The 21551-nt window shown below is 29.5% G+C and carries 19 protein-coding genes; 12 read left to right on the top strand and 7 right to left on the bottom strand.

Going from position 1 to position 21551, the window contains the following annotated elements; all coding sequences use genetic code 11:
* Window positions 1-51: 51 nt before the first annotated feature.
* Window positions 52-1290 (top strand): alpha/beta hydrolase-fold protein, encoded by a 1239-nt coding sequence (locus ACMFBB_RS06755; RefSeq protein ID WP_435263677.1) that lies wholly within the window; start codon window positions 52-54, stop codon window positions 1288-1290.
* Between the two features lies 1 nt (window position 1291).
* On the opposite strand, the gene ACMFBB_RS06760 is transcribed toward ACMFBB_RS06755, so the two are convergent.
* From ACMFBB_RS06760 to ACMFBB_RS06775, 4 genes are all read right to left on the bottom strand, one after another.
* Window positions 1292-1702, bottom strand: coding sequence for a DNA-binding protein (locus ACMFBB_RS06760; protein WP_435263678.1), 411 nt, complete (start codon window positions 1700-1702; stop codon window positions 1292-1294).
* On the bottom strand, window positions 1702-3372 hold the full coding sequence (gene menD, locus ACMFBB_RS06765; RefSeq protein WP_435263679.1) for a 2-succinyl-5-enolpyruvyl-6-hydroxy-3-cyclohexene-1-carboxylic-acid synthase: 1671 nt from the start codon (window positions 3370-3372) through the stop codon (window positions 1702-1704). Before menD ends, ACMFBB_RS06760 begins: the two co-directional genes overlap by 1 nt.
* 127 nt (window positions 3373-3499) lie before the next feature.
* Window positions 3500-4156, bottom strand: a complete 657-nt coding sequence (gene fsa, locus ACMFBB_RS06770; protein WP_435263680.1) for a fructose-6-phosphate aldolase — start codon at window positions 4154-4156, stop codon at window positions 3500-3502.
* Between the two features lie 67 nt (window positions 4157-4223).
* Window positions 4224-5024 carry an SDR family oxidoreductase gene (locus ACMFBB_RS06775; RefSeq protein WP_435263681.1) on the bottom strand — a complete coding sequence of 267 codons (801 nt, stop codon included), beginning with the start codon at window positions 5022-5024 and terminating at the stop codon, window positions 4224-4226.
* A 122-nt stretch (window positions 5025-5146) separates the two neighbouring features.
* Between ACMFBB_RS06775 and ACMFBB_RS06780 the strand changes: the two genes are divergently transcribed.
* The 8 genes from ACMFBB_RS06780 (at window position 5147) to speB (ending at window position 15833) form a co-directional block, all read left to right on the top strand.
* Entirely contained in the window at window positions 5147-6757 is a 1611-nt protein-coding gene (locus ACMFBB_RS06780) for a M1 family metallopeptidase (protein ID WP_435263682.1), read from the top strand.
* Between the two features lie 11 nt (window positions 6758-6768).
* Window positions 6769-8160 carry a Gfo/Idh/MocA family protein gene (locus ACMFBB_RS06785; protein ID WP_435263683.1) on the top strand — a complete coding sequence of 464 codons (1392 nt, stop codon included), beginning with the start codon at window positions 6769-6771 and terminating at the stop codon, window positions 8158-8160.
* Between the two features lie 12 nt (window positions 8161-8172).
* Window positions 8173-9081 carry a sugar phosphate nucleotidyltransferase gene (locus tag ACMFBB_RS06790; protein ID WP_435263684.1) on the top strand — a complete coding sequence of 303 codons (909 nt, stop codon included), beginning with the start codon at window positions 8173-8175 and terminating at the stop codon, window positions 9079-9081.
* Window positions 9081-10145, top strand: coding sequence for a phosphotransferase enzyme family protein (locus tag ACMFBB_RS06795; protein ID WP_435263685.1), 1065 nt, complete (start codon window positions 9081-9083; stop codon window positions 10143-10145). The genes ACMFBB_RS06790 and ACMFBB_RS06795 overlap by 1 nt, the downstream gene beginning before the upstream one ends.
* Window positions 10146-10180: 35 nt before the next feature.
* On the top strand, window positions 10181-10687 hold the full coding sequence (locus ACMFBB_RS06800) for a cupin domain-containing protein (protein WP_435263686.1): 507 nt from the start codon (window positions 10181-10183) through the stop codon (window positions 10685-10687).
* A 248-nt stretch (window positions 10688-10935) separates the two neighbouring features.
* Complete coding sequence (locus ACMFBB_RS06805) at window positions 10936-12945, top strand: IPT/TIG domain-containing protein (RefSeq protein WP_435263687.1); 2010 nt, start codon at window positions 10936-10938, stop codon at window positions 12943-12945.
* A 2-nt stretch (window positions 12946-12947) separates the two neighbouring features.
* The gene (locus ACMFBB_RS06810) at window positions 12948-14939 is read left to right on the top strand and encodes an IPT/TIG domain-containing protein (RefSeq protein WP_435263688.1); all 1992 of its coding nucleotides are present in this window, start codon (window positions 12948-12950) and stop codon (window positions 14937-14939) included.
* 117 nt (window positions 14940-15056) lie between these two features.
* On the top strand, window positions 15057-15833 hold the full coding sequence (gene speB, locus ACMFBB_RS06815) for an agmatinase (protein WP_435263689.1): 777 nt from the start codon (window positions 15057-15059) through the stop codon (window positions 15831-15833).
* Between the two features lie 44 nt (window positions 15834-15877).
* Here the strand turns inward: speB and ACMFBB_RS06820 are convergent, their stop codons facing one another.
* From ACMFBB_RS06820 to ACMFBB_RS06830, 3 genes are all read right to left on the bottom strand, one after another.
* Entirely contained in the window at window positions 15878-16501 is a 624-nt protein-coding gene (locus tag ACMFBB_RS06820) for a hypothetical protein (RefSeq protein ID WP_435263690.1), read from the bottom strand.
* Between the two features lie 16 nt (window positions 16502-16517).
* Window positions 16518-16937, bottom strand: coding sequence for a DUF2141 domain-containing protein (locus ACMFBB_RS06825; protein ID WP_435263691.1), 420 nt, complete (start codon window positions 16935-16937; stop codon window positions 16518-16520).
* A 106-nt stretch (window positions 16938-17043) separates the two neighbouring features.
* Window positions 17044-19209: a TonB-dependent receptor gene (locus ACMFBB_RS06830; protein WP_435263692.1), complete on the bottom strand. Its 2166-nt coding sequence runs from the start codon at window positions 19207-19209 to the stop codon at window positions 17044-17046.
* Between the two features lie 216 nt (window positions 19210-19425).
* Between ACMFBB_RS06830 and pdxH the strand changes: the two genes are divergently transcribed.
* The 3 genes from pdxH to ACMFBB_RS06845 are packed head-to-tail and all read left to right on the top strand — an operon-like array spanning window position 19426 to window position 21498.
* Window positions 19426-20073, top strand: a complete 648-nt coding sequence (pdxH, locus tag ACMFBB_RS06835; protein ID WP_435263693.1) for a pyridoxamine 5'-phosphate oxidase — start codon at window positions 19426-19428, stop codon at window positions 20071-20073.
* 31 nt (window positions 20074-20104) lie between these two features.
* On the top strand, window positions 20105-20593 hold the full coding sequence (locus tag ACMFBB_RS06840; RefSeq protein ID WP_435263694.1) for a SixA phosphatase family protein: 489 nt from the start codon (window positions 20105-20107) through the stop codon (window positions 20591-20593).
* A gap of 8 nt (window positions 20594-20601) precedes the next feature.
* Complete coding sequence (locus ACMFBB_RS06845) at window positions 20602-21498, top strand: Ppx/GppA phosphatase family protein (protein ID WP_435264279.1); 897 nt, start codon at window positions 20602-20604, stop codon at window positions 21496-21498.
* Window positions 21499-21551 lie beyond the last annotated feature (53 nt).

The following is a 21551-nucleotide window of genomic DNA, read 5'->3' on the forward strand; positions in this document are numbered from 1 at the left end:
ATAATAACTTTATTTTCTTTTTTATATTTGATTATTAATAAACCAATCCCTATGAAATACCTGTCTTTCGTATTTGCTTTTTGCATTTCACTTTCTTCTTTTTCACAGAAAGTAATTACTAAATCTATTGATTCTAAAGAATTAAAACAGAAAAGAAACTTTAAAATTTACCTACCTAAAAATTATAAAAAAGATTTAACGACTAATTACCCATTGGCTATTGTATTGGGTGATCAATACTTATTCGATTTATATGTTGGAAATGCGAAATTATTTGCTAACCTTGATAAAGCACCAAGACAGATAATTGTTGGTATTGAAATGGAAAAAACATATGTAAAGGATGTTTCTATTGTGGCTGCAAATAATATGCTAACTAGTAGATCTTCTCATTTTTACAACTTTATTAAATACGAGCTAATTCCTTATATGGAAGCAAACTTTAGAACATCGCCTTTCATGTCTATTACTGGTGAAGGAAAAGGAGCTAATTTTTTAACTCATTTTTTAAAAGAGCCAGAGCCTATTTTTAATGCATACATATGCGCAACTCCTGAATTTGCTAAATATTCTTCCCAAATAATTAATTCATACAAGCTTGATAGGCTTGGTAAAATTGATAATACATATTATATATATGCTAGCAACTCTAAAAATCAAACAATAGAAGAGCTTTACGATAGATACAGTGAAATTGGAACTTTCCTTTCTTCCTTTAATGCTGAAAATTTCCATGTAAATTTTGATAAATTTGAAAAATCTCCTAGTTTCTTATCAACTATTAGCGAAACCATACCTAGGGCCTTTACTGATATATTTTCTTTGTACTCTAAAATATCAAAAGGAGAGTATGAAAAAACCGTGAAAAATCTAGCCCCCCTGGAAGCTATAAAATATTTAGAGAAAAAATATTTAGATATTCAATACTTATACGGAGCTAATTTAAACGTAAGATTAGATGACATTTATGCCATTGAAGGAATTGTTATGGATAAAATGAATGGAGATTACTTAAGAGTTTTAGGTGATTTTGTTATGATTAAATACCCAGACCTACATTTAGGGGACTATTACGTAGGAAAATTTCATGAACTAGGAAAAGATTATGAAAAAGCAGATTTTTACTACAAAGCTGCTTATGGTAAAATGAACCCTTCTGACCCTAACACTGATGCCTTTTATGAAAACATAAAGCGAGTTAATGATTTAATGGAAGTCCAAAAATCAAACGAAGAAATTCTTCCAGAAGAGGATAATGAAGAAGAAGAAAAAGAGGAAGATAAGCAATAGCCTAGCTTAGCTCTATCCTATCTTCTTTTAAAACTATTTTCTTATTTTTATACAAACTACCAATAGCTCTTTTGAATGCTTTTTTGCTCATTTGTAAGTGAAATTTAATTGATTCAGGAGAGCTTTTATCTGTTAATAGAAGAAACTTTTTTTCTTCTAATTTCGCAAGAATTTTTTCAACATCAACATCTATTACATTTCTAAAACCTTGTGGCTGTAAAGAAACATCAATTCTTTCATCTTCACGAATCTTTTTTATGTAACCTACCGTTTTAAATCCTTCTTCTAACTCAGTAAAAACTTCATTTTTGTAAAGCAATCCTTCAAATTCTTCATCTATTAGTACGGTATACCCCAAATGACTTTCTTTACCTATTACTAGGTTTACCTTATCTCCTACTTTTAAATCCATTATAAATTTTTAAAATATTTTTTTAATATACTATCATTTACACTTGACGGTGTAAAAATCTCTAAAATTTTAGGCTTTTGTGAATCAGTATAAAAATTAGACAACTTAATTTCCAATTCCTTAATACTCATTGCCGATTCATACTCAAAACCATATGTTTTCGCCAAATATTCAGCACTCAAACTATGCGGTGTTTCAAAATAATTTAGAGCATTGGTAGTCTGAGGCCCTGGAATTATTTTAAATATCCCTCCTCCTGAATTATTTACTATAATGATTCTAAAATTATTAGGTACGTAGTTATTCCATAAAGCATTACTGTCATAATAAAAACTAATATCACCAGAAATAAATACAGTTTGTTCTTTATTTGCTAATGCAGCACCAATTGCAGTACTAGTACTTCCATCTATTCCACTGGTACCTCTATTACAAAAAACTTGTAATGTAGGGTTTAATTTAAATAATTGTGTATACCTAATAACTGAGCTATTACTTAGTTGTAACTGACAGTTATTTGGAATAGATTTTAACAATATATCAAACACTTTAAAATCAGAATAAGGTACAGTATTCACAAAGTTATCATGACTGTCTATTCTTTCATTTTCTTTTCCTAACCAATAATCTTTGTAAGTACTTATTACTTTTTTCTTATGAGCTATTAATTCTAACAAAAACACTTCTGGCTCTTCTTGCACATATTCACTTAAACAAAAATAAGTATTTAATTTATCAAGTTTATCAATATGCCAATGATGCTTTGGTTGGTACTTTCTTAAAAATTGTTTTATTCTTTTTGAAACAACCATTCCTCCTAATGTTACTAGAACATCAGGCTGTAGCGCTTTGAAAGATTCTTCATTAAGTGGAGTAATTAATACATCTATATTATTCACGAATTTTGAATCATATAAATTGGATGTTGTTTCGGTCATTACTAAAACTGACTCATCATTTGCATACTCACTTAAAACACTTTGCAACTTACATGAAGGGTAATTAACTCCAATTAAAATCAATTTACGCTTTGCCTTGTTCCATATATCAGCAAAAGCTCCATAGTTAACATCACTTTTAATAGCTGCACGTTTTTCTTTAGCTACCCTCAGTACCTCATCATTAATATATTCATCAATTTCTTCGACAACTTCATACAAAGGTTCCTCAAAAGGAACATTTATATGTATTGGCCCTTTTTTTAGTAACGCTGTGCGTATTGCTTCACTTAATATTTTTGTGTTATTTTCAAATTCACTTTCATTTTCAGCCAAATTTGCTGAATACAAAATATGATTTGCAAATACATTCTCTTGCCTAATTGCTTGTCCATCTCCCACATCAATTAAATGTTTAGGTCTATCGGCAGATATAACAAACAAAGGTATTTTACTATAAAAAGCTTCAGCTATTGCTGGGTAATAATTAAGTAATGCTGAGCCTGAAGTACATACTATCGCCACCGATCTTCGTTTTTGCTGAGCTATTCCCATAGCAAAAAAAGCAGCGCAACGCTCATCAACAATACTATACGTTTTTATATTTGGGTGATTCGCAAAACCTATTGTTAAAGGGGCATTTCTTGAACCAGGAGATATCACAACAGTATCAATTTCATAAAATTGACATGTAGAAATTACTAACTGAGCTAATTGTTTTTTTGGATACATCAGAGTACAAAAGTATTACTAAAAAAGAAATTCCACACTAATAGTGCGGAATTCTTATTTTTTAATATAGAAATCTATTATTCATATAATTTCTTTGTATTTCATTATCAAAGACTTCAGGTAAAAATTACTGTTGTCCTTTTTTATAATCAGCTAAAAACTTCTCTAAACCTATATCAGTTAAAGGGTGTTTTAATAATCCAGAAATAGCACTTAAAGGCCCAGTCATCACATCAGACCCTAATTTAGCACAATCTATAATATGCATTGTATGACGAACAGATGCAGCTAAAATTTCTGTTTCAAACATATAGTTATCATAAATTTGACGAATTTCAGCTATTAAATTTAAACCGTCTGTAGATATATCATCTAAACGACCTATAAAAGGAGATACATACGTTGCTCCCGCCTTAGCAGCTAATAATGCTTGACCTGCAGAAAAAACTAATGTTACATTTGTTTTAATTCCTTTATCAGAAAAATACTTACAAGCTTTTATACCATCTTTAATCATTGGTAATTTTACCACTATCTGAGGATTAAGAGCAGCTAACGCTTCTCCTTCTTTTACCATCCCCTCAAAATCAGTTGAAATTACCTCAGCAGAAACATCTCCTTCAACAATATCACATATTGCTTTATAATGGTTAATAATATTTTCTTCTCCAGTAATCCCTTCTTTTGCCATTAATGACGGATTAGTAGTTACTCCATCTAAAATACCTAAAGCTTGTGCTTCTTTAATTTGGTCAAGATTAGCTGTATCAATAAAAAATTTCATCTATTTATAATTTAAAAAGTTGTGTTCTGTTTCTGAAAAAAAATGTTTCTTCTAATACGTTACAAATTTACAACTTATAATGGTTCATTAATAGTTTTTCATAAACTTTATCAGGTAAAATTCGTTTTAAAACAATTGAAAACTTCTCCATAAAGCCTCCCACTTTATAATGTATTTTGGGTGACTTTTCGTTTATTATTTTATGAATAGCCTTGGCCATCATCATTGGATCTTCTCCTGAACTAACATGGCTATCCATTAATGCTAAATTTTCAGCATATTTTTCTTTATACGCTGAATCTTCAAATGCTGGTGTATGATATCTTCCTGCAGCAATATTTGTAGCAAAATCTCCAGGAGCTACATTCACTACTTTTACACCAAAACCTTTCACCTCCATACTTAATGCTTCAGTTACCAATTCTAAAGCACCTTTACTTGCAGAATATATTCCTCTGAACGGCAACCCCATATACCCAGCTATTGAAGTTGTATTTATAATAAGTCCATTTTTTTCTAATCGCATAGAGGGCAATACTTCTTTTATTACATCAATTACCCCAAAAAAATTAGTATCAAAATTAGACTTCATTTCTTCAGTTGGCGTATCCTCGATTGGCCCTGTAATTCCTTTCCCTGCATTATTTATCAGAACATCAATCTTTCCTTCTACTGCTATCACTTCACTAATAGCTCTTTTAATGGAGTCTCGCTGAGTGACATCTAAAGCCACCATTAAAAAAGGAACATTTACTTTACTTGGGTTTCTACTTGTACCATACACCTTATAGTTTTTACCGTGTAAATACAACCCTATAGATTTTCCTATTCCTGAAGAAGCTCCTGTAATAAATACAACTTTTGACATTCTATATAATTTTAGACAAATATCCAAAAGTTAAAGTCAATAAAAAAACTTTAAAAACTTATATTAGCAACTCAATTTCGTTAAAAACTATGTACAAGAAAATTAATTTAAGTTGTGTCTTAATGTTTGTAAGCTTTTTAAGTTTTGCCCAAACATCTTTATTTAAACACACCAAAACATTTACTCGTCAAGACACACTAAGAGGCTCTATTACTCCAGAAAGAGCTTGGTGGGACTTAACGTATTACCACTTAAATATTTCTGTTAATCCTGATAAAAAATTTATTGAAGGAAATAATAAAGTGGTTTATAAAGTTCTTAAACCTGCTTCTAAATTACAAATAGACTTACAACCTCCTTTGAAAATTACAAAAGTTACTCAAAACGGAAAAAACCTTGTGGTTACTTCTGAAGGAAATGCTCATTTTATTCAATTAAAAGATAAACAACGAATAGGAGCTACTAATACTATTACAGTTTATTATCAAGGAAAACCAAAAGAGGCAATAAGAGCTCCTTGGGATGGTGGTTTTTCTTGGAAAAAAGACATCAATGGGAATCACTTTATAGCAACCTCTTGCCAAGGTTTAGGAGCAAGTATCTGGTGGCCTAATAAGGACCATATGTATGACGAAGTTGATAGTATGGCTATAAGCGTTCGAGTTCCTAAAAACTTAACTAATGTTTCTAACGGTAGACTTAGAAGTATTGAAAAACATAATGATAACACTACGACTTTTCATTGGTTTGTTAAAAATCCTATTAATAATTATGGTGTTAATGTAAATATTGGTGACTATGTTAACTTTTCAGAGAAATACAATGGAGAAGATGGTGAATTAGATATGGACTATTACGTATTACGTGATAATTTAAAAAAAGCAAAAAAGCAGTTTAAAGACGCTTCAAAAATGATGAAAGCTTTTGAACATTGGTTTGGAAAATATCCTTTTTATGAAGATAGTTTTAAACTCGTTGAAGTTCCTTACTTAGGTATGGAACATCAGAGTTCAGTTACTTACGGAAACCAATACAAACAAGGATATCTAGGTAATGACTTATCTGGAACAGGGTGGGGATTAAAATTCGATTTTATTATTATTCATGAAGCTGGCCATGAATGGTTTGCTAACAATATTACTAACAAAGACATTGCTGACATGTGGATTCATGAAAGCTTTACCGCCTATTCTGAAAACTTATTCTTAGATTATTATTATGGAAAAAAAGCTTCAGCCGAATATGTTATTGGTACTCGAAGAGCTATTAGAAATGATATCCCTATTATAGGTCAATATGACGTAAATAGTGAAGGGTCAGGTGACATGTACTACAAAGGAGCAAATATGCTTCATACAATTCGTCAATTAATAGACAATGATAAAAAATGGCGTGAAATTTTACGCGGTTTAAACAAAAAGTTTTACCATAAGACAGTAACAACCCAAGAAGTTGAAAATTATTTGATTGATAAATCTGGCATTGATTTAACCAAAGTTTTTGATCAATATTTGCGAACTGTTAAAATTCCTGTCTTTGAATATCAAGTTACTGGTAATAACTTAAAATACCGTTGGAATAATGTTGTAAAAGGCTTTAACATGGCTATTAAGGTTACTGCTAACAACAAATTATACACATTAAAACCAACTGAAAAATGGCAAACACTAAAAACAAACACTAATAAACTTGTTATTGATAATAATTTCTATGTTACACTAAACAAGTTATAAAACTATACTTTATGAACAGAAAGAACTTTATACAATCACTATTAGGTGCATCAGCATTTATTTCAATACCTTTTTCATCTTACGCGAATGATAATGATGTTTTACTAGATGCAATTAAAGCAACTTCTAAACCCACTGATGGTTCTTTATTTGGTTTTAAAGCTTCACCTCTAAAAAAAGTTAAAATCGGAATTATAGGACTTGGGAATAGAGGTACCACTTTACTACAAATGTATGAATGGTTAGCTAAACAAGGATATTGTGAAATAGTTGCTCTTTCTGATTTACAAGAAAAAAAAGTTAAAAAAGCAGCTGAAAGTTTAAGTAAATGGCAAAATAAAAAGCCAAAATTATATTTTGGAGATAAAGATAAATGGCAAAAACTTGCTAAGCAAGATGACATAGATTTATTATTAATTACTACTCCATGGGAATTACACACACCAATGTGTGTCTTTGGGATGAATCATGGAAAACACGTAGCTTGTGAAGTACCGATTGCTTATACTTTAAGTGAATGTTGGGAGTTAATACAAACTGCAGAACGAAATCAGAAACACTGTATTATGATTGAAAACTGCTGCTATAATGAAGAGGAACTATTTGTTCTTAATATGATTGAAAACGGTGTTTTTGGAGATATTACTCATACTGAAGGTGCTTATTTACATGACTTAAGAGCACACATGTTGAGTTCAGATTATTATGAAAATCAATGGCGATTAAAACATCATATTGAAAGAGATGGTAATTTTTACACAACTCATGGCTTAGGACCTATTAGTTTTTATTTAAATATTGGTCGTGGAGATACTTTTGACCATTTAACATCCATGAGCTCAAGAGAACTTAACTTAAGCGAAACTGCTAAAAGGTTAAATTCTCCTTACACAAATTTTAAATGTGGTGATATGAACTCTACAATGATCAAAACAAATAAGGGTAAAAGTATCTTACTTCAGTTTGATGTTCATACTGGTCGACCATATTCAAGAATTAACAAAGTTGTGGGAACCAAAGCAACACATGACGGTTATCCTAGCAAATTATATATTGACAAAGAAGAATTAGCTTATTGGGGGCACCAATGGTTATCTAAAAAAGATTATCAATCCTATTCAAAAAAATATACGCATCCTATAATCAAAAAATTAAAAACCATTAGCCAAAGTTTTAAACAAGGGCATGGCGGAATGGATTTTGTAATGATGTATAGACTTATCAGATGTTTAAACCTTGGCTTACCGTTAGATATTAATGCTTATGATAGTGTTATGTGGAGTGCTATAACTCCGCTTTCTGAAATTTCAGTGGCTAGTAAAAGCTTATCTATCCCAGTACCTGACTTTACCAATGGTCAGTGGAAAAAAGAAATGCCTTTAGAAATAATGAGAGATATTTAACAACACTTCCCTATGAGTTTAACTCTTTTAGTGATGGCTGCTGGTATGGGTAGCCGTTTTGGTGGATTAAAACAATTAAGCCCTATTAATTCGCATAAAGAAACCATTATTGACTATTCGGTTTTTGATGCAAAAAGGGCTGGATTTTCTAAAGTTGTTTTTGTTATTCGTAGAGATTTTGAAAAAGCATTTAAAGAACAAATCACTGCTAAATATAATAATAAAATTGAAGTAGACTTTGTTTTTCAAGACACTCAAGACCTACCCAATGATTTTACTTCTTCTAAAAGAACAAAACCATGGGGAACTGGTCATGCAATTTGGTCTGCAAGAAAAAAAATAACTACTAATTTTGCAGTAATAAATGCTGATGATTTTTATGGTAGCAATTCTTTCAACATAATAGCTAAATACCTATCTTCTTTAAAAGAAACAGATCTTTCGCAACAATGCATGGTAGGATACCGTATTAAAAACACCTTATCAAATAATGGAAGCGTTTCTAGAGGTATTTGTAAACTTGATTTAAACAGCAATCTTTATTCTATTACTGAACGTACCAATATTGTAAAGAAGAAAAACAATACAATTGTTTATGTAGAAAATAATGCTGAAACTAGTTTAGATGAAAATGACATCGCTTCTATGAATATGTTTGGGTTAACTCCTGCCGTTTTCTCATCTTTTGAAGAGAGTTTTATATCTTTTCTTAAAAAAAATATTAATGAATTAAAAACTGAGTTCTACCTTCCTTCTGTTTTAAATAATTTAATAATCAGAAAAAAGAGTTCTATAAAAGTTTTACCTACTAGTTCTAAATGGTTTGGGATGACTTATAAAGAAGACAAAGAGTTCGTTGAGAAAAGTATTAAAAAATTATCTTCTTCTGGAGAATATCCTAAACAACTTTGGATTTTATAATGGATATTACTTCAATTATACAAGCTTTTAAAATAGAAGGAAATTTTATTGCTAGTGAAATCATTAATTCTGGTTACATAAATAACACGTATAAGATTATTACGTCTGATGAAAGTTACATTCTTCAAAGAATAAACAATCATATTTTTAAAGATGTTGATAAACTTTCTGAGAATATAGATAGAATAACCACCCATATTCAATCTAAAACATCAAAAGAAAAACAAGGTAAGGTATTAATTATTATTCCAACAAAAGGAGGCAATAAATATTACAAAAATAATGATGGTTCATTTTGGAGAATGTTTAATTATATTCATGATTCAAAAACTATTGAAACACTAAACAATGAGAAACAGGCCGAAAGTTTAGGAAGAGCTTTTGGTAACTATCATAAAGTTTTGTCTGACTTGCCCATGCCAAAATTATTTGATGTACTTCCTGATTTTCACAACACACCAAAGAGAATTGAACAACTCAAGAAAGCCATCAATCAAAATAATAAGCATATAAGAGTTAAAGATCAAGTTGACTACTTATTAAGTTTGGCCTCGGAAATGCATGAAATTATTACACTAGGGAACCAACAAAAAATACCTTTGCGTACAATTCATCAAGACGCTAAAGTAGGAAATATACTATTTAACCAAAACGATGAAATTATTTGCATTATTGATTTAGATACAACAATGTCTGGATATTTAGCCTACGATTTCGGTGATGCTGTAAGAACAGGTATGAATTCAGCTTCAGAAGGAGAACAAAACATTTCTAAAGTGTCTTTAGAAATGGATTTATTTAAAGCTTTTACAAAAGGATACGCCTTAGTTTCTAAAAAATTTATAACTCCTGAGGAAGTAAAATCTTTAATGCTCGGAGTAAAAATCATAACTTATGAACAGGCTCTTCGCTTTTTAACTGATTACTTAAATAATAACGTTTATTATAAAATAGAGTATCAAGAACATAATTTAGTAAGAACTAAAGTTCAAATCGCATTATTAAAAGATATTATTGAAAACTTTAAAAAGATGAATGATTTTGTAATAACATCTTATCGATAATGCATAAAAAAACACCACTTAACACTATATTAAAGATGAAAGAAAACATTGATAAAATAATAAAAGAACTAAAACTAGAGCCACATCCAGAAGGTGGTTACTTTAGAGAAACCTATAGAAGTAATGGAATAATAAATACTAGCAATTTAGGAAAAAAATATACAGGCGAAAGGAATTACGCTACTTGTATATACTTTTTACTAACTTCTGATAGCTTCTCTGCTTTACATAGAATAAAACAAGATGAAATTTGGCATTTTTATACTGGATCTCCTATTAAACTTCATACCATTTCAGCATCTGGCAAACATGAAGAACACATCATAGGGAATGATTTGAGCAAAGGAGAAGTTCCGCAATTTGTAGTACCTGGAGGTTTTTGGTTTGGAGCTGAAGTAGTTGAACAAAATTCTTATTCTTTAGTTGGTTGTACTGTTTCTCCTGGTTTTAGCTTTGAAGACTTTGAACTTAAATCTAAGAAAGAGCTTACCTCTTTATTTCCAAATCAAGAAGCTATCATATCAAAATTAACACATCATTGATTTTTTTATTTGGTATACCCTGCATTAAACTTTTAAAAGTATTCAACTCAAAACAATGAAATTATTTGGTATATGAGTACTCAAATCATATAATTCTCAAGCGCGACTTATACTAAAAAAATTGAAACAAAAAAAGAAACTAAATCATAAGACATTACAAATAAGACATCTCCGGTAATCAAAAAGCACATTGAAAGTTTTTTTTTTAAGACTTCACAAACAGTTTATATATTTGCAAAAAAGACACTATGTGCTTACGTAAAATATATTTAATTGTATTGCTATCTCTATTGTTTTCAAATTGTTCTTCTGAAAAAACAATACCTCCAAACAACAACAGTGTAAAAGTAGAAACTCTTTCTTCTAAAATATTACCAGAAGGTGGAGTTGAACTAACTGGTAGCATAAAAAATGTTGAACTTGAATTAGACTATGGATTTGTTATTGCCAGCGATAAAAATCAAACTCAAAACTATCCCGTAATAACAAAAACCATAAGCGGTATAAAAAACGGAGAATTTAGTTTAAAAATTAAAAATGATTTACACAAAAATCAACAATACTATTTTAATGCTTTTGCTTACACAAATAATAGAAAAATTTACGGTATTGAAAAAAGTTTTACTTCGCAAGGAAGTACAAATCCCATAATTGAATCTATTACTCCTTCAATAGCTCATCTTGGTGATACTATTATCATAAAAGGTAAAAATTTCTCAAATGATTTTTCTGTATTATTCAACAAAACAAAGGCTTCCATACTTATAAAAAGTGACTCTCTTACCAAAGCTATTGTACCTACATATCCTTCTGGATTAAGATTTTCTAAAATAACCTTAGAAAAAACTACTGGAGAGTTAGATTCGGTAGACTTTAAGCTTTATGAACCTGTAGTTTACTCTATAGACCCAAAACTTGTTCACGGTTCTGATGTATTAACCTTTAAAGGTGACCATTTTGATCTTAGAAAAAATGCTAATAAGGTTAGAATGATGTTCCACAGTAACTATACTTTCCTTGAAATAATAAGTAGTACAAGAAATGAATTAAAAGTTAAAGCTCCAATTCATTATTATGAATTTAAACCGAGGTTTAAACTTACCAGTCAAGCAAAAGAAATTGATGTTAATAATTTTTTAGAGGTTAAAATCCCTACTATTACAGCGTGTCCTAAAACTATTAAATTTGACACTGAATATATTGTTGAAGGAAACAACTTTCCAAATATTGGGTATTCTTTTCGCCCATTTAGTGTAAAAATTAACTCATATTCTAATGTTAAAATTGATAAGGCTACAAAAGAGAAATTAACTCTTTCAATATCAAAAAACACTCCTCTTAGAGATTTTTATATCAAAAGTTTTTCAATAGAGTATCTTGGTAAAACAACAAAATTTGACACCGAGGTTTATGTTGATGAACCAATGATTTCTGTTAATAATCAGGAAACTATAAAAACTCACACCTATAATGGTTCTTTATTTGGACTCGTATATGATTTTAATAATAGAGGATATTTTATCTCAAAATTTGACGAGATTAAAAAGGAATTTACAATAGACCCAAGAAATAAGCTACCAACTAATTTAATTAACACAAAATTTATCGCTTTCTATAAAGATACGTTGGTTTTCTTAGCCTATGAAAACAACATTAATAAATTATATTCTTACAACTTTTCAAATAAAACAACAAAAGCTCTTGCTGATTTCCCTGGAGAAAACAGGCTCAATGCTTTAATTGAAGTTGTTAATGATCATTTATATTTCGGGCTTGGAAGTTTCAACTATTACCCAGTTAAATATTTTAATGATATTTGGAAATATTCCTTTAGTCAAAATACTTGGACAAAAGCAATTAATTTTGTTGAAATTAACTCTATAAATAAAGCTAAAAAAAATCCTATAAGCTTTGGCGTTGGGAACAAATTATTTTTTGGAGCTGGTCAGGATGGCTACAATTCAGATTTTTGGGTTTATGATACAAGTACAAATAAAATAACTAAGAGAGCATCACTCCCTTTTCAAAAAAGTGAATATTCAACAATACACCCTGTTCTTAAAGACAATAAGATATTTGTTTTTTTTGATTATTTGTACAGTTATGATATTAACACTGATAAATGGGAAATCCATAACAATTTCAAAGATTATGGTGTTAAATCTGGTCTTTTTGTTCATGATAACCACATATATAAGTATAGCCGTAAGCATGGTTCTGGAGATTATACCCACAAATTAAACAACAATTATTTTTAGCTATGAAAAAAACAACCGTAACTTGCTTATATATACTTTTTTCAACTTTATTTTTTATATCATGTTCTTCTGAAGAAGATATTTTTATAGCACCATCTGCAGTTACAAAAAAAAGCGTAAATAAAACTGATGGAGGAGTTATTTTGCATGCTAGTTTTGAAAACTTCAGCGCTGATGATGAAGTAGGCTTTATATTAAGTGACAATAAGACTCTTAAAAAATATATACTAGACAAACCTGTAAAAGGGGATAATCATATTGAAATCAAAAAAGGATTGTATCTGGATAGAAAATATTATTACAGTGCGTTTATAAGAACTAAAGATTCACTTTATTTAGGACTTCAAAAAGAATTTATATCTACAGGCAGTATAATTACAAAATTTGTAAATATAAATCCAAGCAAAGGAAATTATGGAGATGAAGTACAAATCAAAACAGATTCAGATCTCTCTGACATTGCACCAAGTGATTTAAGTGTATTTTTTAACAACAAAGCTGCACACATAAAATCAATAAAAGATAATATTATACTGTGTTACATACCTTATTACAAAGGCAACAAGAACGCTTCAATTTCAATTAATTACTTAGGAAAAAAACTAGCTACTGATTTAAAATTTGAACTTCTTCCTCCAATTATTAATAATGTTTATCCTGAAGAAATAACTTTTCGGGAAGAAGTTACCATAACTGGTGAAAATTTTTCTTCTTCATATCCTGGAGTTATTAAAGTTTTTATTAACGACATAGAGACTGTAATAACAAACAAAACCTCCACTCAGATAAAAATTAAAGTTCCTGATAATGTAAAAGAAAAAAATCTATCTATTAAGGTTGTTAGTAATCTACAAGAAACAACCTACAAGAAAAATATTACTTTAAAAAATGTAATTATTAACCCAATAATTAATAAAGCTATTATTAGAGAATCTTTATTAATAACAGGGCAAAATTTTAATCCTATAAGAGAAAATAATAAAGTCTACTTTGATGGTAATGAAGCCTACATTAATTCAATAGAAAGCAATGATAGATTATATGTAAGGGTTCCTGAGGGAATATACGACAACTGGACTCCTAGAGTAAAAGTAGTTGTAGCTGATAAGTTAGAATCTAATATTGAATCTGTAGAAATAGAAAACTTTGCTATAAGAGTAAATAGCGAAGCTTTTCTAAAAGATTTTCAAATAACTGGAAGCCTTGAAATTAATGGAACAACTAATGTTTTTGGTTTTAATAGCAATAACAATAGTTTCATAATATATAAGTTTAATGATATAACTCATAACTTCTATGATAAAAAAGAAATTAAATTACCTTATGCTATTCCTTTTAATCATTTAAACACTCAAAACGGTTTTGTTTACTTAAAATACCTCAAGGATGATAGTAATTTTTTAAAAATAGATATAAAAAACTCTAGCATCTCTTATTTACCTGACTTTAAAGGAATCAAAGAATCTATACCTTTTTATTATTCAGATGAAAAATTAGTTTTTGTTAGCTCCGACTTTTATAGAGTTCCTCATTTAATACTATATGAATACGATTTAAAAAACAATGCTTGGTCTAACAAAACTAGAAATGAAAGTTTTACTATTGGTCATTTGTTTCCTAAAAAAGGAGAAACTTTTTTTAAAAAAGACATTCATTATAAATCATCACATTTCCATTCTTTAAAAGGAAATAACATAAACAAAAGTAATGTTAAAATTCCTGAAGACTTTTTAAGCAATAATTTTTTGTCTCACTTTGAAAATAATAAATTTTATTTTTTTGATGATTCTCCTAACCATCACAATGGTAAAAATAATACACTATCAATATTAGATATTGGAAGTAATACTTGGAAGGAGTTTTCAAACATACTTCCTTGGAGGTATAATATATTAGGGATTTTTAAATCAAAAGATTACTTTTATATCAATATTATTGATTTTCATTACAATCAACACTTACTTAAACTTGATATAAAAAAGCTAACACTTTAAATAAAACTTAAAAAAAAGCACCTGAATCTATTTTTCATTTTCAGGTGCTTTTTTTTTATCTATTTTTTTTACCTAAATTGGTATTTCAAGCATACATCCCCCAATATCCAATTAATAATGAGTAAAATAACTATTCAAGGAATTAAGTATGATGAAAAGTCATCTTATTTAAAAGGACCAAGTCTTGCACCCGCATTAATAAGAGAAGCTTTAAACTGTGGCTCCTCTAATATGTTTTCTGAAAATTTAATTTCAATTGAAACCCCTTACATAAAAGATGCAGGAGACTTTGAAATTAAAGAGTATTTTGATATTGAAAAAATAACTCAAAGACATATAAACACAGGAGCTAAAGTTTTCACTCTTGGAGGAGACCACTCTATAACTTTTCCAATTATTAAAGCTCTTGCTGAAAAGTATTCTAAATTTGATATACTCCATATAGATGCTCATTGTGATTTATACGATAATTATGAAGGTGATTTATATTCTCATGCTTCACCTTTTGCTAGAATTATGGAAAATGGCCTTACAAACAGACTTGTACAAGTTGGGATTAGAACTTTAAATCCACATCAAGCCCAACAAGCAAAAAAATATAATGTAGAAATACATCAAATGAAAAATTTAGACTTAGCCTCAATTCCTAAGTTTGAAAATCCATTGTATATCTCTTTAGATATGGATGGATTTGATCCAGCTTTTGCCCCTGGTGTTTCTCACCAAGAACCTGGAGGGCTAACTTCAAGAGAGGTTATTAACTTAATACAAAACATTGACTCAGAAATAATTGGCGCTGACATTGTAGAATACAACCCAAAACAAGATTTTAAAAATATGACTGCATTTTTAGCTGCTAAAATGATGAAAGAAATAGTCTCCAAAATGTTATAAGCCCACCATCTAAACAAATAACAAAAAAGAGGCTATCACGCCTCTTATTTTATTTTACATTTTTTCATAACTTGTTTAGCTCTTTTTTCTCCCCATCTTGGATAAAACTTTTCAGGTTTATCAGTTTTAAAAAGTTCAATTGATTTTTCTACATCTTTACAATATGGTTCAATTGATTTTCCAAAAAATTGTGCACTTCCCATATCCCATTCTGCTTTACCTAAAATAACTCTTGGGTTTTTAGGTGCTAATTTTTCAGCTTCTGAATATAAATTGGTGTTTTTCATTGATAATGTCATTCCGTACTTTTGTCCATCAAAAGCTATATAAGCAGTATTTAATAAAGCTTGTGTAATAATAATTTCTGGATTATTTTTCGATAATGATTTTGCCTCATCTAAAAACTCTTGTGCTTTTTTTAATTTTGCTTCTAATTTTGTTTCTTCTTTTATTCCAAAGCTTCCAAGTATTTCTATAGTAGCTACATAAAAAGGAGGTAACCAATTTTCTTTTTCGACCTTTGAAATTCGTTCAAATAATTGAGATGCTTCTGAATTCTTATTAGCTTCCCATAACTCAAAAGCTTTTATCATACCTTTTTCATACTTAGTTTGAGCTAACATATTTACTGAAAACAAGACTGCTACTATTGCTATAATTTTTTTCATTTTTATATTTGTGATTTTAATTAACTTTAATCTGTAGGGTACTATTTTCTTTAACTTCGAATTTAGCATCCTTATATTTAGGTGGCCCCATAAACCCTTTTGCATTATTTGAAGTTCCTATTGGTTCTTTTGGAATCCCAAACATTCTGGTATCCATTTTTTTATTATCATTCTCATCGTGAAATGATGAAACTGCATAAACTCCTGGAAGAATTCCTTCGAAAACTACTGTCGCTTTTTTGTTATTAATTTCTACTATTTTTCTTCTATAAGGTTTCTTTAAAAAATCAGTTTCTTTATTATACAAAGCAACAAACAAACTACCTTTATCAGATTCCATTCCCGTAAATTCAATGGTTATAATATGCTTATCTTGTGCTAATGAAGTTAACACTCCGCTTATAAAAATCATTATGATTACTACTATTTTTTGCATGATTGATTAATTTTAATTCTTAATTTCTTTTCAAATATCTATCGTAACTTATTCATATCATTAAAAAACAAGCTGAATTGTCAATTTATATGACTGAATTGTATTTTTAAAGATTATTTAATTGGTTATCTTTCTTATTATCACTTATTGTCCAGAAGAAACCGACGAAGAAAAACCTATCTGCCGAAGGGATAATTGCTTGTCTATCAAAAACCCCGTTTACATTAGGAGTATTCTTATAATTATAGCCAAATATGTTTTGAGTACCTAAAACATTATTTACAGAAAAATATAATATCTTTTGTGGACTAATTAAATATGCCCAATTAAAACTCACTGAATTATAATTAATTGTTTTATCATTTAAAAACCCACTTTTATTTGGGTTGGTGTAGCTTCTTCCGGAAGCAAAGTTGTAACTCAAACCTAATTGACTTTTCCAATCTTTTACAAAATGCTTAGCTACAATAGACATATTATGTGAAGAAGCAAAACCAGGAGTTGCCTTTAAAGGGTAGTTTTTATAATCTCTTTTTGTATCTAAATATGAATAAGACAACCAATATTCTGTATTTTTTATAGTTTTTCCATCCCTCCAAAATACATCTATTCCTTTAGCATACCCATTTCCATCATTAGTAAATTCAGATAGTGGTAATGCTATTTGTGTATCATATTTTACCAAATTATCATACCCTTTGTAATACCCTTCAATTCTAAATATTTTTTTATCTTTTACATATTGATAATTCGCAATAAGATGCGAAGCTTCTTGAGCTTTTAGTTTATCAGAAAACTTTAGATAATCATTACCAGGGTTTTGGTAAAATTGCCCATAAGCAAGTGAAAATTGAGCATTCTTGCTAGTTTTATATGCCAATGAGACTCTTGGGGAAACAGTAAACTGATTTAATAATTCAGAATTCTCAAAACGAACACCAATTTTTGATGCTAATTTTTTTGAAAAGAAAATGTCTGTTTCTGCAAAAACACTAGCTATATCATTTTTAAATTTATACCTGTAGTTCCCAGTAGTATTAGCATTGTCTTTATAATTTTCATTAAAATGCGTAAATAAATATTCTGCCCCAAAATTGAACTTAAATCTATTAGACACTTTCTTTTGTAATTTTATTTTAGCATGTATAGAGTTCTCTTCATCTTTTATAACATCTTCAAGTATTCCTATGTTTGAAAAATCATTAGTAAAACTAACCCCTCCTGACACTTTCCAATTGTTATCTAACCTTTCTTTGTATGAACCGTTAAAATATAGGTTTCTATTTCTAAGTCCAAAATGAAAACCGTCAACATAATTAATATCTTCTTGAATCATATCAAAATCAGTATAGCTAAAAGCTCCATATAACTTCAACATCCCATCATCATTAGGTTTATAACGGTATACCATTTCCCCACTAGCGGCTTGAACCGGTTTATTCCATGTATTTCTATCTGGAAATAATTTCTGATACGGTGCTAAGTTTATATATGAAGCATTTACACTCAATGAATTTTTGCCCCATATTTGGGTATTTCCTATACCAGCGCCTACTGTCATAATAGATATATCAGTTTTTTCTTGAGTAGGCTCATCAATCGTATTCATCGTTAAAACACTAGACAAAGCTTGTCCATATTCTGCGGAATATCCTCCTGTCGAAAAAGAAAACCCCTTAAATAAAAATGGAGAAAATCTTCCTCTAGTAGGAATATTTCTAGCTGAAGGTGCATAAGGTGTAAATACACGGATGCCATCAACAAAAATCTGGGTTTCTCCAGCATCCCCTCCCCTGACAAATAAACGTCCATCTTCATCTACCGTAGTTGTTCCTGGTAATGTTTGTATAGCACCAACAAAATCACCCAAAGCACTAGCCGTAGTTACTACATCTAATGGCTTTAGAGCTGTTACTTTTGCATTATCTCCAGCTTCAAAAGTTCCAGCATTTATAGTTACAGCATCTAGTGTATTCACATCATCTTTTAATTGTATATGTAAATTATTAAATACAGATACATCCCCTATTTTTGAATAAGACTCAAAAGAAATAAATGATACTAATAATTTTTTTACTCCTTTTTCTGAAGTTCTAAATTTAAATTCTCCATTTTCATCAGATGAGGTACCATCATAGGTTCCTTCTAAATATATATTCGCTCCTAAAATAGGTTCACCATTTGTATCGGTTACTTTTCCTGAAATAACTGTTTGAGCATTTATTGATATATGCACTAACACAAAAATTATAATTGTTAAAACTTGTTTCATTTTATATATTGCTACTGTTAATTGATTTTCACGGTTCAAAAATGCAATTGATTTCTATCCTTTTATAAAAAGAACTACCCAACTGTATTTTTTTAATGATGAATTGTAACACAACAAAAATAGAGTTGAACCTCCTTTTTCATTTAACATTTCTTGCTAACAAGTTTACAAATCTTGCTAAAAATTGTACCTTTACTGCAACTATTAAAGCTAACAATGGCACACGATTTAAGTAATCATAGAAAGTCTTACGAAAAACAAGAGCTCCTTGAAATAAATTGCCCAGAAAGTCCAATTGAACTTTTTAGAAATTGGTTTATGTCGGCTGATGATTCTGAAATGGTTGATGAGGCTAATGCTATGACTATTTCATCTATGGGGAAAGATGGATTTCCAAAAAGTAGAATTGTTTTGTTAAAAAAATATACCTGGGAAGGCTTTATTTTTTACACAAACTATAATTCTGAAAAAGGAAAAGCTATAATAAATAATAATAATGTTTGTTTATCTTTTTTTTGGTCAGGTTTAGAACAACAAATAATAATAAAAGGTACCGCTAGTAAATTAGCTTCTAATTTATCTGATGGTTATTTTGAATCTAGACCAGACGGAAGTAAACTTGGTGCTTGGGCATCAAATCAAAGCGAAGTAGTTACTTCTCGAAAAGAATTAGATGACAAACTAACTTCTTACGAAACAAAGTTTAAAAACAAAGAGATTCCAAGGCCAAAACACTGGGGTGGTTTTTTAGTTAAACCAATTTCTATAGAATTTTGGCAAGGTCGTCCAAACAGGATGCATGACCGAATAAGATATACTTTACAAAAAGATTTTTCTTGGAAACTTGAACGTTTAGCTCCATAGTTTTATATTTACATATTGTTTAAAAAATTAAATGAAAACAATTTACATTGTTCGTCACGCTAAATCATCTTGGAAGTACAGCAGCGTTAAAGATATTGACAGACCACTAAAAGAACGTGGTATTAATGACGCGCACTTACTATCTAAATATTTAGCTAAAGAAATACAAAAACCTGATGTTTTTGTTTCAAGTAGTGCTAATAGAGCGTTACATACTGCCGTTATTTTTTGTGAAAACTTTGGCTATCCATTATCTAACCTGCAAATAAAACGTCAACTTTATAGTTTCAGTGATGGCTATCTAGTAAAAACAGTGAAAGCTTTAGATGATAGTTTTAATAGCGCTATTATATTTAGTCATGATCATGGTATAAATACTTTTGTAAATAAATTTGGTAGTAAGCCTATTGCACATGTAGCTACTTGCGGGGTAATAGGAATTGAATTCAACGAAAAACACTGGAAAAACATTAAAAAAGGGAATACTATATTAGCCGAGTTTCCTAAAAATCATAGATAAACCAACTGATTTTGAAAATAACAAAATATGGAGCTATTGATATAGGCTCAAATGCCGTAAGATTACTAGTAGCTAATGTAATTGAAGAAAACGACAAAGATCCTCAATTTAAAAAATCATCTTTAGTTCGTGTTCCAATACGTTTAGGAGCTGATGCTTTTGTGTCTGGAACAATATCAACCGAAAATACTGATAGAATAATAGACGCCATGAAAGCTTTTAAACTCATCATGAAAGTACATGGTGTAGAAAGATATAAAGCTTGTGCTACTTCTGCCATGCGAGAAGCAACAAATGGTAAAGAGGTTGTAAAAATGATTTTAAAAGAATCTGAAGTTGACATTGACATCATTGATGGTAAAAAAGAAGCTGCCATCATATCTTCTACTGACTTAAATCAATTAATAGAGTCAGATAGCACTTATTTATACGTAGACGTAGGTGGAGGTAGCACTGAATTCACACTTTTTTCAAGAGGAAAAATAGTAAACTCTAAATCTTTTAAAATTGGTACAGTCAGATTAATAAATAATAAAAAATCCGATAATAAAATTATCTTTAAAAAAGTTCAATATTGGATTGAAGAGAACACTAAAAACTACAAAAGAATCACCTTAATAGGCTCTGGTGGAAACATAAATAAAATTTTTAAGATGTCTGGGAGAGAGCAAGGCAAACCAATTTCTTATATTTACCTTAATGCTCAATATCAATTTTTAAAAAAAATGACCTATAAAGAAAGGATTTCAGAATTAGGACTGAATCCAGATAGAGCAGATGTAATTGTTCCGGCTACAAAAATATACCTTTCTGCAATGAAATGGAGCGGTGCTAGAAAAATATTTGTACCCAAAATTGGACTATCAGATGGTATAATTAAAAGTCTATATCTCAATAAATTGTAACTTTCTTTAACATTTCTTTAACATTTAGTAAAATTTGTTATATTTGTAAATAT

Origin of the sequence: Tenacibaculum sp. nBUS_03, assembly GCF_051201695.1 — a bacterium.
GTDB lineage: Bacteria > Bacteroidota > Bacteroidia > Flavobacteriales > Flavobacteriaceae > Polaribacter.

What these genes read in the sequence shown, in the direction of transcription:
- ACMFBB_RS06775 (WP_435263681.1), bottom strand. Translation starts at nt 5,024, where the DNA reads ATGTCAAAAGTTGTATTTATTACAGGAGCTTCTTCAGGAATAGGAAAA.
- speB (WP_435263689.1), top strand. Translation starts at nt 15,057, where the DNA reads ATGAGTAAAATAACTATTCAAGGAATTAAGTATGATGAAAAGTCATCT.
- ACMFBB_RS06810 (WP_435263688.1), top strand. Translation starts at nt 12,948, where the DNA reads ATGAAAAAAACAACCGTAACTTGCTTATATATACTTTTTTCAACTTTA.
- ACMFBB_RS06820 (WP_435263690.1), bottom strand. Translation starts at nt 16,501, where the DNA reads ATGAAAAAAATTATAGCAATAGTAGCAGTCTTGTTTTCAGTAAATATG.
- ACMFBB_RS06825 (WP_435263691.1), bottom strand. Translation starts at nt 16,937, where the DNA reads ATGCAAAAAATAGTAGTAATCATAATGATTTTTATAAGCGGAGTGTTA.
- ACMFBB_RS06780 (WP_435263682.1), top strand. Translation starts at nt 5,147, where the DNA reads ATGTTTGTAAGCTTTTTAAGTTTTGCCCAAACATCTTTATTTAAACAC.
- fsa (WP_435263680.1), bottom strand. Translation starts at nt 4,156, where the DNA reads ATGAAATTTTTTATTGATACAGCTAATCTTGACCAAATTAAAGAAGCA.
- pdxH (WP_435263693.1), top strand. Translation starts at nt 19,426, where the DNA reads ATGGCACACGATTTAAGTAATCATAGAAAGTCTTACGAAAAACAAGAG.
- ACMFBB_RS06840 (WP_435263694.1), top strand. Translation starts at nt 20,105, where the DNA reads ATGAAAACAATTTACATTGTTCGTCACGCTAAATCATCTTGGAAGTAC.
- ACMFBB_RS06790 (WP_435263684.1), top strand. Translation starts at nt 8,173, where the DNA reads ATGAGTTTAACTCTTTTAGTGATGGCTGCTGGTATGGGTAGCCGTTTT.
- ACMFBB_RS06800 (WP_435263686.1), top strand. Translation starts at nt 10,181, where the DNA reads ATGAAAGAAAACATTGATAAAATAATAAAAGAACTAAAACTAGAGCCA.
- menD (WP_435263679.1), bottom strand. Translation starts at nt 3,372, where the DNA reads ATGTATCCAAAAAAACAATTAGCTCAGTTAGTAATTTCTACATGTCAA.
- ACMFBB_RS06795 (WP_435263685.1), top strand. Translation starts at nt 9,081, where the DNA reads ATGGATATTACTTCAATTATACAAGCTTTTAAAATAGAAGGAAATTTT.
- ACMFBB_RS06785 (WP_435263683.1), top strand. Translation starts at nt 6,769, where the DNA reads ATGAACAGAAAGAACTTTATACAATCACTATTAGGTGCATCAGCATTT.
- ACMFBB_RS06760 (WP_435263678.1), bottom strand. Translation starts at nt 1,702, where the DNA reads ATGGATTTAAAAGTAGGAGATAAGGTAAACCTAGTAATAGGTAAAGAA.
- ACMFBB_RS06830 (WP_435263692.1), bottom strand. Translation starts at nt 19,209, where the DNA reads ATGAAACAAGTTTTAACAATTATAATTTTTGTGTTAGTGCATATATCA.
- ACMFBB_RS06755 (WP_435263677.1), top strand. Translation starts at nt 52, where the DNA reads ATGAAATACCTGTCTTTCGTATTTGCTTTTTGCATTTCACTTTCTTCT.
- ACMFBB_RS06805 (WP_435263687.1), top strand. Translation starts at nt 10,936, where the DNA reads ATGTGCTTACGTAAAATATATTTAATTGTATTGCTATCTCTATTGTTT.